The organism is Aliirhizobium wenxiniae, from assembly GCF_019511445.1.
Lineage (GTDB): Bacteria > Pseudomonadota > Alphaproteobacteria > Rhizobiales > Rhizobiaceae > Neorhizobium > Neorhizobium wenxiniae_A.
This window is the reverse complement of sequence record NZ_JAEUAN010000019.1, coordinates 64,669-77,603: the sequence shown is the minus strand read 5'-3', so window position 1 is coordinate 77,603 and position 12,935 is coordinate 64,669. Positions and strand designations below refer to the sequence as shown.

The following is a 12,935-nucleotide window of genomic DNA, read 5'->3' as shown; positions in this document are numbered from 1 at the left end:
CACGCAAGTCACGACAAGAAGGAATAATTCCATGAGTGTGCGTGTTTCCGGTAAGCATATGGAAATCGGTGATTCTTTCCGACAGAAGATCGAGGACCATATCGGGGAGGCCATAACCAAATACTTCGATGGAGGCTATTCGAGCCAGGTTATCGTAGAGAAGTCCGGCCCACGTTTTTCTGCTGATTGCAAAGTGCATCTCGATACGGGGATCGTGCTTCATGCCGCAGGCGAAGCAAACGATCCGCAGGGCAGTTTCGACGCTGCCGCCGAGCGTATCGAAAAGCGTCTGCGTCGCTACAAGCGCCGCCTGAAGGATCACCATGCTGGCAAGGACCAGCAAAACGGTTTTGCAGAAGTGGCCTACACGGTCATGGACCGCGTGCCTGACGAGGGCGACGAAGTTCCGGACGATTTCGCTCCGACCATCGTTGCCGAATCCACCAAGCAACTGCGCACGATGACAGTTGCAACGGCCGTCATGGCACTGGATATGACGGACGAACCTGTGCTTCTTTTCCGGAGCCCCGGTGACGAGAAGCTGAACATCGTTTACAGGCGCCACGACGGAAATATTGGCTGGATCGACTCCACCAATATCAAGAACTAAAGAAACTCGGGAGGCGTCGGCAACGACGCTTCCCCTGCCTTCGCGGCACAAAGGAAGAAACGAATGGCATTGGCAGATCTGCTGCATCAAGATGCGATTATCCCTGCCTTAAAAGCGACCTCCAAGAAACAGCTCCTGCAGGAATTGGCAGCGAAGGCCGCCAAGCTGACGGGCGTTTCCGAACGGGAAATCTTTGACGTTATCCTGCAGCGCGAGCGGCTGGGATCGACGGGCGTGGGACATGGCATTGCCATTCCGCATGGCAAGCTCGCCGGCATTTCCACGATCAGCGGTATTTTTGCACGACTGGAAAGCCCGGTCGATTTCGAGGCGCTGGACGACGAGCCGGTTGATCTTGTGTTTCTGCTTCTTGCACCGGAAGGTGCTGGTGCCGACCATCTCAAGGCGCTTTCGCGCATTGCCCGCATCCTGCGCGACCAGGATCTTGCCGCCAAGCTGCGGCAGACGGATTCCGCCTCCGCGATCTACGCCTTCCTCAACGAAGAGCAGGCCAATAGCGCGGCCTAAGCGCCGCTTTCTTTCTCTTTATTAAAGATGGATATCAGCAGGCGAGGTCGGCAACGACCGCGTCCAATATCAACATGCCGCTCGGGGTGCAGCGTAGCCTGGAATTCCCGAGCCGCTCGATGAAGCCGTGTTCCAGCAGGCGCTGTTCGCGCACAGGATCCGGATCACGGCCCGAGAGTTCCTGCCAGCGGGCGAGATCGACGCCCTCGGTCAGACGCAGCCCCATCAGCAGCAGTTCGTCGGCCTGCTCATCATAACCAAGCGTTTCCTGGTCGATCATGCCGTGACCTTCGGCTTCAACCATTTCCAACCATGTTTCCGGTCGGCGCTCGGTGGCGGTGGCAATCTTGTTGCGGCCACGGGTCAGGCGACCGTGCGCGCCGGGGCCGATGCCGGCATAATCGCCGTAGCGCCAATAGGTCAGGTTGTGACGGCTCTCGGCACCCGGCTTGGCGTGGTTTGACACTTCATAGGCCGGCATGCCGTGGCGTGCGGTAATTTCCTGTGTCGCCTCGTAGAGCAAGGCCGACTGGTCGCCGTCGGGGACGATGAGCTTGCCTGCCTTGTGCAGGCCGTAGAAGGGTGTCCCCTCCTCGATCGTCAGCTGGTAGAGCGACAGGTGGTCGACAGCGTAGGAGATTGCCTGCTTGAGTTCCGCTTCCCAGGCCTCGACCGTCTGTTTCGGCCGGGCGTAGATCAGGTCGAAGGACATGCGTGGAAAGATTTCACGCGCAAGGCGGATCGCCTTCAGCGCATCGGCAACGTCATGCAGGCGGCCGAGAAACTTCAGGTCGGCATCGTTGAGTGCCTGGACGCCCATGGAGACACGGTTGATGCCGGCGGCGCGATAGCCACGAAAACGTTCCGCCTCAACGCTGGAGGGGTTGGCTTCCATGGTGATCTCAATGCCATCCGGCACGTTCCAGTGGCGTGCGATACCGTTGAGGATCGCCTCGACGGTCGAAGGGTCCATCAGCGATGGCGTGCCGCCGCCAAGGAAGATGCTGGTCACCACTTTCGGACCGCTCATCTTCCGCATCATCTCCATCTCTTTGAGGAAAGCGGCGGTGAAGCGGGCCTGGTCCACCGGCTGATGGCGGACATGGCTATTGAAGTCACAATAGGGACACTTGGCAGCACAGAAGGGCCAATGGACATATACGCCGAAGCCCGGCTCCCCCGTATCGGGGAGCAGCGTATCGGGCAGGTTGGAGGCTACGGCGTTCACGAAAGATCAGGCCTCCAGGCAGGTTTCGACGAAGAGCTTGAAGGCGCGGGCGCGGTGCGACAGGGCATGCGCGTCACCCGGCTTCCAGCCATGCTTTTCGTCACTGGTCATTTCGCCGAAGGTCGTTTCATAACCCTCAGGCTGGAAAAGCGGATCGTAACCGAAGCCGGCGGTGCCGCGCGGCGGCCAGGCGACCGTGCCTTCGACCTCACCACGGAAGAGTTCGGTATGGCCATCCGGCCAGGCGAGGCAGAGCACGCTGACGAAACGGCAGCTGCGCTTATCGGGCGTGGTTGCTCCCTTTTCCTGCAGCGCCTTTTCGACTTTTTCCATCGCCATCTGGAAATCGCGGCTGCCGTCCTCGCGCTCGGCCCAGTTGGCCGTGTAGACGCCAGGTGCGCCGCCAAGTGCGTCGATGACGATGCCGCTGTCATCCGACAGGGCCGGAAGGCCGGACGCCTTGGCCGATGCGAGCGCCTTGATCGTGGCGTTTTCCTCGAATGTAGTGCCGGTTTCGTCCGGTTCCTCAAACTTCAACTCGGCAGCCGACTTTGCCGAGAAGCCGAACGGGCCGATCAGCTCAGCGATCTCCCGGATCTTGCCGGCATTGTGGCTCGCGACAACGATCGTCTTGGTATCGAGCTTGCGCATGAAAATTCCTATTTTAGGTTCCAGAGCATGGGCTCTGCACATTCCAGGCTATTGCCGGCGGGATCACGGAAATAGATCGAGCGGGCGCCGTTCGGCCAGCGGAAATCGCTTTCGATCACAATGCCTGCCTTGTTGAGCTTTTCGACCATCCTGTCAATCGCCTCCGCATCCATACGGAAACAGAGGTGACCGGGACCGATCGTGCCATGCGGCGGGACCGGGAGGGCATCTGGAGACGGTGGCTTCACCGTCTCCTTCGGATTGAAGATCAACAGGATCGTCTCTCCGCAGCGGAAGAAGACGTGGCGGTTGCCGGCGCGCAGGACTTTTTCAAGTCCAAGCACGCCTGCATAGAATGCTTCCGCCGCGTCGAGGTCGTCGGTGTAAAGTGCGGTTTCGAGTATGCCGTCGATCACCGCGTCCCCTTTCAGGCGCCGATTGCAGCCTTCTGCAGCGCGACCAGTTCCTGCGTGCCGGCTTCCGCCAGCGACAGAAGCTGCAAAAGCTCTTCGCGGCTGAACGGCTTGCCTTCGGCCGTGCCCTGAACCTCGACGATGCCGCCGGAGCCGGTCATAACGAAATTGGCATCCGTTTCAGCGGCGGAGTCTTCGAGATAGTCGAGATCGATGACCGGCTGGTTGGCGAAGATACCGCAGGAGATTGCCGCGACGTGATCCTTCAGGACCTTGTCGAGCTTGATCATCGAGCGGGTTTCCATCCACTTGAGGCAATCGTGAAGCGCGATCCAGCCGCCGGTGATGGCGGCGGTTCGGGTGCCGCCATCGGCCTGGATGACGTCGCAGTCGATGGTGATCTGCTTTTCGCCGAGTGCTTCGAGATCGACGACGGCACGCAATGAGCGGCCGATCAACCGCTGGATTTCCTGCGTGCGGCCTCCCTGCTTGCCGGATGCGGCTTCGCGCTTCATGCGGTCGCCGGTGGCGCGCGGAAGCATGCCGTATTCAGCGGTGACCCAGCCCTTGCCGGTGTTGCGCAGCCACGGCGGGGTCTTTTCCTCAAGGCTTGCCGTGCACAGAACATGCGTGTCGCCGAACTTCACCAGACAGGAGCCTTCGGCGTGCTTGGAGAAATTGCGCTCGAAAGACACTTTGCGCATCTGGTTTACTGGTCTGCCTGAAGGCCGCATAGATCACTCCCTGATATCAGCGCACCGCGTCTTTGGACAACAGGCCCTGGGACGCGCCGATCTTTTGATTTTTCCGCATCGGACGGCCGGCGAACGGTCGCCGATTTCATCCGTTACGGTGTTTCCCGCCTTCTAAGGGGGCCGGGCCTCATTTGCAAAGAAAAAGCCTTCTCCACGCCTCATCGTGACAATTGGCGTAACGACTACGATTTCTCTTTTGAGGCACCGTCCGCAATGACTATATTTCGAAGAAGACCAAATCGAGGTGACGTTAAGGACATGAGTTTTTCTGCGGGTAGAGGCATGGATGTCGGTTCGATGCTCGACGAACGCTCGCGAGAGATCTTTCGCCGGATCGTGGAAAGCTATCTGGAGAACGGCGAGCCCCTCGGTTCGCGCAATCTCTCCCGCCTTCTGCCCATGTCGCTGTCGCCGGCATCGGTGCGCAATGTGATGAGCGATCTCGAACAGCTTGGCCTCATCTACTCGCCGCATATCAGCGCCGGCCGCCTGCCGACACAGAGCGGGCTGCGTTTCTTTGTCGATGCCTTCATGCAGACCGGCAATCTTTCCGACGAGGAACGCGCCAGCATCGATCGGCAGATACGTCCGAACGACAGGGACCAGACGCTGGAAAACCTGATGACGGATGCAAGCCTGATGTTGTCGGGCGTCTCGCGCGGAGCCGGTATCGTCATCACGACCAAAAGCGATCCGATCCTCAAGCATGTCGAATTCATCCGGTTGGAACCGACCAAGGCGCTGGCGGTACTTGTCGGCGATCACAACCAGATCGAAAACCGCATCATCGATCTTCCCGCAGGGGTCACCTCTTCACAGCTGACCGAAGCGGCCAATTTTCTCAATGCGCACCTGACCGGCCAGACGCTTCCGGAATTCAGAGGCCAGATCAAGAAACTGAAGCAGGAGGTGCAGACGGAAGTCGATGCGCTGGCGCAGGATCTGATCGAGAAAGGCCTTGCAGTCTGGTCAGGTGACAGTGAGGAAGGTAAGCCGACCCAACTCATCGTTCGCGGACGCGCCAATCTTCTGGAAGGATTGGGCGAGGCTTCGGATCTGGACCGGCTGCGGCTGCTTTTCGACGACCTGGAAAAGAAGGATAGCCTGATCGAAATTCTGGAGCTTGCCGAAGCCGGGTCCGGGGTTCGGATCTTCATCGGATCAGAAAACAAGCTGTTTTCACTGTCCGGCTCATCGCTGATCGTCGCCCCCTATCGCGATGGCGAGGACCGGATTGTCGGAGCAGTCGGGGTGATCGGTCCGACACGGCTCAACTACTCGCGCGTCGTGCCGATGGTCGATTATACGGCCCAGTTGATCGCCCGCCTGTCGCGCGGTTCGATGTAAGTCAGGTCCTTCGTCCTCCAAGCCTTGATTTTTTGGCCACAAACCTCGATATCGAGCGCAAATTCAAGATACAGATCAATCGGAGAACGTCATGACCGACGAAACCAAGAAAACCGGACCTGACGCAGCTTTCGCGGAAAACGAGGTCGAAGCTGCAGCAGCCGATTTTGACGGTGCCGCCGAGGAGAATGCTGCCGAAGTCGCGGCGGAGCCGGATCCGCTCGATGTACTGAAAGCCGAAAACTCCGAGCTGCGCGACCGCTTCCTTCGGCTTGCCGCCGAGATGGACAATCTGCGTCGTCGTACAGAGCGCGATGTCAAGGACGCCAAGTCCTACGCCGTTTCCGGATTTGCCCGCGACATGCTGGCGGTGTCCGACAACCTGCGCCGTGCACTTGATGCAGTTCCGGCCGACCAGCGCGATGGCGCCGATGCCACGCTGACAACCCTTCTCGAAGGTGTGGAAATGACCGAGCGTGCGATGCTTTCCGCACTTGAGCGTCACGGCGTGAAGAAGATCGATGCCGAAGGCGAAAAGTTCGACCCGAACTTCCATCAGGCCATGTTTGAAATTCCGAACCAGGCCGTTCCGAACAACACGGTCGTGCAGGTGGTTCAGGCAGGTTTCACGATCGGCGATCGCGTTCTGCGCCCGGCCATGGTTGGTGTTTCCAAGGGCGGTCCCAAGGCTGAGGCTGCTGCCAGCGACGCCTGATATCCAACTTTATCACACTGAAGAGGCGTGCAACGCCTCTTCAGTGTGTCGTTTCCAGAGCGGTGCTTGCCAGATTGCGGATAAGCTCCAGCTCCTGCTTGAGGTGGATCCGCGTTCGTCGATCCGTTTCCGCCAAGGTGCTGCCCTCCTCTTCGGCAATTGCGAAGATAATATCGAGTTCATCCAGCAAACCGGGATCCTTGATGGCCAGCAGGGTGATAACGGCTTTCAACAGCTTGTCGTTCGCCGCAATCCGAGCGCGCGCTTCGTCGTTCATGGTCTTCCTCCAGAGATTCGAACAAACATGTAGCGCCTTTCTCTAAAGCAAAGGGGGAGGACTAGATGTTTCGAAAGAATTACTCCGACCAAGCCAGGCAACGCTTTACTAAAGGTTCGCTCTCCATCAAGGCTTAACGGCAGTTACGTAGAGCCATTCGGTTGGCTTGCAATCGTAAGCGCTGCCTGACTGCTCTTCTATTGTTATCGATTCCCAGTGCATGGCTTCGTATTGCAAGTGAAGCCAATCCCTTGACGGGTAATTGAAAAAGCGACCGAGAGCGTCATACCCCTCGGCTTTGCCTGCCTTGAAACTCGCATGGAACACACCGCCCGGGCGCAGGGCCGTACGGATCTTTTGCAGAATGCCGCCAAGCTCGCTACGCGGGACATGTAACAGGCAGGCATTGGCCCAGACACCGTCGAAGGCGGAGACCATATCGATCTCTTCGAAACGCAGGACCGGAACGGGAATAGAAAGACGCGATGAAGCTTCGCTCGCCATCTCCGGGATGCCATCGGTGGGCAAAACATCAAAACCGCGAGCGATCATGACGGCACTATCGCGGCCACTGCCGCAGCCGAGTTCCAGGATGCTTGCTGCCGCGGGGAGCGCTGCGAGAAAGGTATCCAGCCGTTTCAGGCTCGCATCTGACAGTGCCGCCGCATATGAGGCCGCATTGTCGGAGTAGAAGAGCGATGTCGGGTCGTCCTGGCTAGACATTGTCCCCTCACCGCAAAGCCAGACGCAATTTCGTGCCGAAAGCAGCAAAGGCTATTGCAATGGATAACAGGAACATGCGGAGCCTCTTGCTCTATCACCGGTATTTTTCCAGAGGTTCGGCGCGCAGGCTCAACTCGTCAAGAGACCATCTTTATATCGCCCTGGCTCGCGAAAGAAAAAATGGGCCGCTCCCTGCGGAACGACCCATCCGATCTTCAAATTTGGCTCAGCAGCCGATCAAGCATTGTTCTCATTGATCAGACGCTTCAAGAGCTCGACTTCGTGGCCAAGCTTGCTGTCGTCACCGATCAGCTCCTCGATCTTGCGCACAGCGTGAAGAACGGTCGTATGGTCACGTCCGCCAAAACGACGGCCGATTTCCGGGAAGGAACGCGGCGTCATGGTCTTGGCCAGATACATGGCGATCTGGCGCGGCTTGACGATGACGCGGGTACGCCGGTTCGACACCAGTTCCTGGCGCGACACGTTATAGTGACGGGCAACGATGCGCTGGATATCCTCGATGCGGACACGCTTGGCTTCGCCGGCGCCCACGAGATGGGCCAGAAGCTCATCAACACGCTCGATGGAGAGCGACGGCTCGAAGGAACGACGGAACAGGAGCTGGTTGAAAGCGCCTTCCAGTTCACGGCCGCTGCTGGCGACGTTGCGGGCGACGTGGCTCAAAATCTCGGCCGGAATATCAAGCGACGGGTCATCCTGCTTGGCCGCGCTCAGGCGACCTTTCAGCATTTCCAGACGCATTTCGTATTCCGGGGATTCCAGTTCGATGGCAACACCGCCCTGGAGACGCGAACGGACGCGCGGATCGAGCGATTCCAGTTCCCAAGGTGCACGGTCCGCAGCAACCACGACCTGCTTGGCGCTGTCGAGCAGCATGTTCAAGAGGTGGCAGAATTCGTTCTGGATCATCTTGCCCTGCAGGAACTGCATGTCGTCGATGATCAGGAGATCGATATTGCGCAGGCTATCTTTCAGCGTCAGGGCATCATTGTCGCGGATCGCGGTTGCGAAACGCCACATGAAATATTCAGCCGTCAGATAAACGACACGCGGATTGCGATTGCTGCCGACGGCAGCATTGGCGATCGCCTGAAGAAGATGCGTCTTGCCCAGGCCGACATTCGAATGAATGAAAAGCGGGTTGAAGCGCACGGCGCCGGCACCGGCTTCCGCAATCGTCTTGGCCGCGGCAAGCGCCACGCGGTTGGAAGAGCCTTCGATATAGGTCTCGAACGTGTAACGGCTATCGAGAGGTGAACCGAAGAGCTGGCCGGATTGTCCGCTGCGCGTTGCAGACGATGCCGCAGCCACAGGTGCCGGGAAGGCCGCGATCTTGCCGATTTCACGCGGCTGAGAAGCGCGATTGAAATTGGCCGTCGTGTTGTTCTCGACAGGTGCAGGCCGCTGTTCAACAGCGCCCGGAGCCTTCACGACCCGGCTTGCGCTACGGACCAGAATTTCCACCTTGAGAATTTCCTTGTCTTCTTCCTTGAAGAGAGACTCGATCAGGTCAAGATAACGGTTGTTGATCCAGGATTTCAGAAAAGTCGTCGGAACGGTGAGCCTGACAACGCTCTTGGATACAGAATGAAGCTTAAGACGCGCGAACCAACTTGCATAAACATCCTGACCAACCTGCGCCTTCAATCGCGTGCTGAACCGCTCGAAAAGAGCATCATGCTGCATTTCCGCTGTTTCCCCTGCCGCTTGGGAGCAAACTGTATCGAATCCCTGCCGCGCACGGTCGCTATCACCAAGTGCCCGTGTCGATACGGTATTGATCTGCATTAATTTGCCGCCTTCTGAATGGAAGCCCGGCGAACTTATTTCGCCAGACATAGTCTTAAATTTCACTGAGGCCTTTCCCGTGAAGGAAGGACCCTAATTCGTCTCCTCATTGTTCCCAGCTTCGTCCGCCAGAACGAAACTCATCTTCCGGTCCGCCTCATTCAGACCGGTCAATATGGGATCTCCTGATGCCTCATCCTCGTACGAGACATCATTCATCGATGTCCGACAAAACCACCGAGGTGATCCGCGGACACAAAAGGACTGCCGCCGGAAAGCATACACTTTTCGGTTTGCAACCCTGAGTTTATGGAAAACGGGAGTATTTATCCCGCAGCAAAGAACATGGAACCACCGCGACCTTCTCGTGATTGAGACTGCCAGCGAAAGCTCCTGAAGTTGTCCCCGAGCCCCTTGCTGGAAGCCATTTAGGCAGGATCACCCGGCAAGATCAACAGCGTTTTTTACCCAAAATTAAGCGCCGGGCGTTGACTCTTGGCGCGTGTTTTGAATGTCGCAGGAGCGCGAGAAAAGAATCGCTGTTGAATCAATGGGATTCAAATTTGGCCAGTCACAACCATCGCGATTCAGAAGAAAAATAAAAATTCGCTTGACTCAATTTTGTCGTCATTTGCCCCATGCCGATTGAAGGCAAAAAGGCAACTACTCGCCGTAAGTCACTAATAAAGCTTCATTTTTCTTGTCACGCATATGACACGAAACCGTTATTGAGCCGGACAACGATTGATTGAAAAGGCAGAATCAAAGAAAGCCCGGTCGTTAGACCAGGCTTTCTTAAAACTTTGATATTGATAGCCGGCTTAGGCGGAAAGTGCCTTCACGCGAGCAGCAAGACGGGACACCTTGCGGGATGCCGTGTTGCTGTGAAGAACGCCCTTGGTAGCGGCGCGAGCGATCTCAGGCTGAGCAGCCTTGAGTGCTTCTGCAGCAACAGCCACATCACCGGTTGCGATGGCTTCTTCAACCTTACGGATGAAGCCGCGAACGCGCGAACGGCGAGCCTTGTTGACTGCGGTGCGGCGAGCGATCTTGCGGGTCGCTTTTTTCGCCGAAGTTGTATTGGCCATTTCATGCCTCTCTACGAATTCGAACCAACACTCCACCGTTGCCGCCGGTCCTGCGACCCATCATCCAGCAATTCGGGAGCAATAGAGGAAGCCGTGAAGAGGCTTTCCCAACTGTGGGCGGGCATATAGCGGGAATACCCGCCCCAGTCAACGCGCTTTTTAAGCCTCTACCTATTGGAAAAGGCGGGTTTGCGCTTTTCGACAAAGGCGGCCATGCCTTCCTTCTGGTCGGAGGTGGCAAACAGCGACTGGAATATGCGACGTTCGAAACGCAGCCCTTCGGTGAGTGTGGCCTCAAACGACCGGTTGACGGCCTCCTTGGCCATCAGCGTGGCGGCACGCGGGAAGGCCGCAATCTTCGCCGCGGCAGCCAGTGCCTCGTCCATCAGTTTTTCGGCCTCGACCACACGCGATACGAGTCCCGCGCGCTCCGCCTCCGCTGCATCCATCATCCGGCCGGTCAGGACCATATCCATCGCCTTGGACTTGCCGACGGCGCGGGTGAGGCGCTGCGAGCCGCCCATGCCCGGAATGACGCCGAGGGTTATCTCCGGCTGACCGAACTTTGCCGTCTCCGAGGCGATGATGAAGTCACACATCATGGCGAGCTCGCAGCCGCCACCCAGTGCAAAGCCCGAGACGGCAGCGATCAGCGGCTTGCGGAAAGTCGCCACGGCATCCCAGCCTGAAATGAAATCGCCGACATAGGCATCGACGAATTCGAGCGACTGCATTTCCTTGATATCGGCGCCGGCGGCGAAGGCCTTTTCGGAGCCGGTGAGGACGACAACAGCAACGCTCTCGTCCTTGTCATAGGCGCTCAGGGCCGCCGTCAGTTCGCCCATGACGACCGAATTCAGCGCATTGAGTGCCTTGGGGCGGTTCAGCGTGATGATCGCCACCGCGCCACGGGTTTCCGTCAGGATGGTTTCAAAATCGGTTTCAAGAGCCATAGAAGTGTCCTCCCAAGTCGTTATCGGCTTAAGTCTGGCAGACCTGACAATAGAAGGTTGATCGGCCGGATTGCGTGATGCGGGTAACGGTACCGTTGCATCCCGGCATGCGGCAAGCCCCGCCCTCGCGATCATAGACGGAGAAAGAATGCTGGAAATAACCGAGCGATCCATCTGTCTGGATATGGTCGCGCAGCGACGATCCACCAGCGGCAATCGCGTCGGCGATGACGGCGCGGATAGCCTCGGTCAGCGCCAGCAATTCCTTTTTCGGTTTGCCCTTGGGCGTGACCAGCGTGCCCGACTGGCGCTTCGGCGACAGGTGCGATCGCCACAGGGCTTCGCAGACATAGATATTGCCGAGACCGGCGATGACCGTCTGATCGAGCAGCGCGCCTTTCAGCGGCTGGCTCTTGCCGCTCAGGCGTCCAGCCAGATAATCGGCATCGAGCGCATTGCCGGTCGGCTCCGGGCCGAGCTCGGCAAAGGCCGGGTAGAGATCGAGTTCGCTGCGCTTCCACAGATGCATGAAGCCGAAACGGCGCGGGTCGTTATAGATGACCTTTTGCCCTCTTCCGTCGCGCTCGACATGGAAGATGACGTGATCGTGCTTGCTGTCCTTAGAGCGAGCATGGTGAAAGTCGCCCTGAACTTCATCCTCGATACGGAACGAGCCGGACATGCCGAGATGGCTGATCAGGGTCAGGTCGTCTTCCAGATCGATCAGCAGATATTTCGCACGGCGACCAAGCGAGATGATGCGGCGGCCGGAGACCCTTTCGGCGAAGGCTTCCGGCAGCGGAAAGCGCAGATCCGGGCGGTTCTGCTGAAGCTGCGTCACGAGCGCGCCTTCCATGACCGGGGCAAGCCCGCGTCTGACGGTTTCGACCTCTGGCAATTCGGGCATGGATACCTAACTTCCTGTTTCAACAACCGCGCCGGTGATCTATAGACCGGACGGACAATTGATTTACCGACCGGGCCATCCACCACATAGCGATCCACAATCGGTTTCGCTACCATCGAAGGCTCAAGGACAAGACGTTAAGGAGTAACCGATGACCGAAGCCCGAACCGGCGCCCATGGCGGAATGGAAACCTCCTATGGCTTCCGCCAGGTGGCCGACGGAGAAAAGCAGGGCCTGGTCAACGACGTCTTCCACAAGGTCGCCAAGCGCTACGACATCATGAACGACGTGATGTCGGCCGGCATGCACCGCGTCTGGAAGGATGCGATGATCGCCTCGCTCTCTCCACGCAAGGAAGAAGGCTACAAGACGCTCGACGTTGCCGGCGGCACCGGCGATATCGCCTTCCGCATCGTCGAGGCTTCCGGCCGCAAGGCGCATACGACCGTGCTCGATATCAACGGCTCGATGCTGGCCGTCGGCGCAGAACGCGCGGCGAAGAAGAAGCTTTCCGACAATCTCGATTTCGTCGAGGCCAACGCGGAATCGCTGCCTTTCGAAAACAATTCCTTCGATGCCTATACCGTCGCCTTCGGCATCCGCAACGTGCCGCGCATCGATGTGGCGCTGTCCGAGGCCTATCGCGTCCTGAAGCGTGGCGGGCGTCTTCTGGTTCTGGAATTTTCCGAAGTCGAAATGCCGCTGCTCGACAAGTTTTACGAAGAGTGGTCGTTCAAGGCGATCCCGCAATTCGGCAAGATGATCACCGGCGACGCCGAGCCCTACCAGTATCTGGTGGAGTCCATCCGCAAATTCCCCAACCAGGAGAATTTCGCCACGATGATCCGCACCGCCGGTTTTTCACGCGTGAGCTATACCAATTACACCGGCGGCATCGCCGCGCTGCATTCCGGCTGGAAGCTTTGA

The 12,935-nt window shown here is 58.2% G+C and carries 15 protein-coding genes; 5 read left to right on the top strand and 10 right to left on the bottom strand.

Annotated elements, in window-relative coordinates; translation table 11 throughout:
• Positions 1–31 precede the first annotated feature (31 nt).
• Together hpf and ptsN are read left to right on the top strand one after the other, a co-directional pair.
• On the top strand, positions 32–610 hold the full coding sequence (gene hpf, locus JNB91_RS21605; protein ID WP_220327547.1) for a ribosome hibernation-promoting factor, HPF/YfiA family: 579 nt from the start codon (positions 32–34) through the stop codon (positions 608–610).
• A 63-nt stretch (positions 611–673) separates the two neighbouring features.
• Entirely contained in the window at positions 674–1,138 is a 465-nt protein-coding gene (gene ptsN / locus JNB91_RS21600) for a PTS IIA-like nitrogen regulatory protein PtsN (protein WP_220327546.1), read from the top strand.
• A 34-nt stretch (positions 1,139–1,172) separates the two neighbouring features.
• Here ptsN and hemW read toward each other — a convergent pair whose 3' ends face one another.
• Genes hemW through rph form a run of 4 tightly spaced genes read right to left on the bottom strand, consistent with a single transcriptional unit; the run spans position 1,173 to position 4,164 of the window.
• On the bottom strand, positions 1,173–2,366 hold the full coding sequence (hemW, locus tag JNB91_RS21595; RefSeq protein ID WP_220327545.1) for a radical SAM family heme chaperone HemW: 1,194 nt from the start codon (positions 2,364–2,366) through the stop codon (positions 1,173–1,175).
• Positions 2,367–2,372: 6 nt separating this feature from the next.
• On the bottom strand, positions 2,373–3,017 hold the full coding sequence (rdgB, locus tag JNB91_RS21590; RefSeq protein ID WP_220327544.1) for an RdgB/HAM1 family non-canonical purine NTP pyrophosphatase: 645 nt from the start codon (positions 3,015–3,017) through the stop codon (positions 2,373–2,375).
• An 8-nt stretch (positions 3,018–3,025) separates the two neighbouring features.
• The gene (locus tag JNB91_RS21585) at positions 3,026–3,433 is read right to left on the bottom strand and encodes a VOC family protein (protein ID WP_220327543.1); all 408 of its coding nucleotides are present in this window, start codon (positions 3,431–3,433) and stop codon (positions 3,026–3,028) included.
• Positions 3,434–3,444: 11 nt separating this feature from the next.
• Positions 3,445–4,164, bottom strand: coding sequence for a ribonuclease PH (rph, locus tag JNB91_RS21580; RefSeq protein WP_220327542.1), 720 nt, complete (start codon positions 4,162–4,164; stop codon positions 3,445–3,447).
• Between the two features lie 279 nt (positions 4,165–4,443).
• Between rph and hrcA the strand changes: the two genes are divergently transcribed.
• A complete protein-coding gene (gene hrcA, locus JNB91_RS21575) occupies positions 4,444–5,532 on the top strand; it encodes a heat-inducible transcriptional repressor HrcA (RefSeq protein ID WP_220327541.1) in 1,089 nt (362 codons plus the stop codon).
• A 91-nt stretch (positions 5,533–5,623) separates the two neighbouring features.
• Positions 5,624–6,247, top strand: a complete 624-nt coding sequence (grpE, locus tag JNB91_RS21570) for a nucleotide exchange factor GrpE (protein WP_220327540.1) — start codon at positions 5,624–5,626, stop codon at positions 6,245–6,247.
• 40 nt (positions 6,248–6,287) lie between these two features.
• On the opposite strand, the gene JNB91_RS21565 is transcribed toward grpE, so the two are convergent.
• From JNB91_RS21565 to mutM, 6 genes are all read right to left on the bottom strand, one after another.
• Entirely contained in the window at positions 6,288–6,524 is a 237-nt protein-coding gene (locus JNB91_RS21565; RefSeq protein WP_220327539.1) for a hypothetical protein, read from the bottom strand.
• A gap of 126 nt (positions 6,525–6,650) precedes the next feature.
• Positions 6,651–7,247 (bottom strand): class I SAM-dependent methyltransferase, encoded by a 597-nt coding sequence (locus JNB91_RS21560; protein ID WP_220327538.1) that lies wholly within the window; start codon positions 7,245–7,247, stop codon positions 6,651–6,653.
• A gap of 237 nt (positions 7,248–7,484) precedes the next feature.
• A complete protein-coding gene (gene dnaA, locus JNB91_RS21555; RefSeq protein WP_220327537.1) occupies positions 7,485–9,059 on the bottom strand; it encodes a chromosomal replication initiator protein DnaA in 1,575 nt (524 codons plus the stop codon).
• Positions 9,060–9,880: 821 nt separating this feature from the next.
• Positions 9,881–10,147 carry a 30S ribosomal protein S20 gene (gene rpsT / locus JNB91_RS21550; protein ID WP_220327536.1) on the bottom strand — a complete coding sequence of 89 codons (267 nt, stop codon included), beginning with the start codon at positions 10,145–10,147 and terminating at the stop codon, positions 9,881–9,883.
• Between the two features lie 167 nt (positions 10,148–10,314).
• Positions 10,315–11,100: an enoyl-CoA hydratase gene (locus JNB91_RS21545; RefSeq protein WP_220327535.1), complete on the bottom strand. Its 786-nt coding sequence runs from the start codon at positions 11,098–11,100 to the stop codon at positions 10,315–10,317.
• A gap of 28 nt (positions 11,101–11,128) precedes the next feature.
• Positions 11,129–12,007, bottom strand: a complete 879-nt coding sequence (gene mutM, locus JNB91_RS21540; RefSeq protein ID WP_220327534.1) for a bifunctional DNA-formamidopyrimidine glycosylase/DNA-(apurinic or apyrimidinic site) lyase — start codon at positions 12,005–12,007, stop codon at positions 11,129–11,131.
• A 151-nt stretch (positions 12,008–12,158) separates the two neighbouring features.
• Here mutM and ubiE point away from each other — a divergent pair, with 151 nt between their 5' ends.
• Complete coding sequence (gene ubiE / locus JNB91_RS21535; protein WP_220327533.1) at positions 12,159–12,935, top strand: bifunctional demethylmenaquinone methyltransferase/2-methoxy-6-polyprenyl-1,4-benzoquinol methylase UbiE; 777 nt, start codon at positions 12,159–12,161, stop codon at positions 12,933–12,935.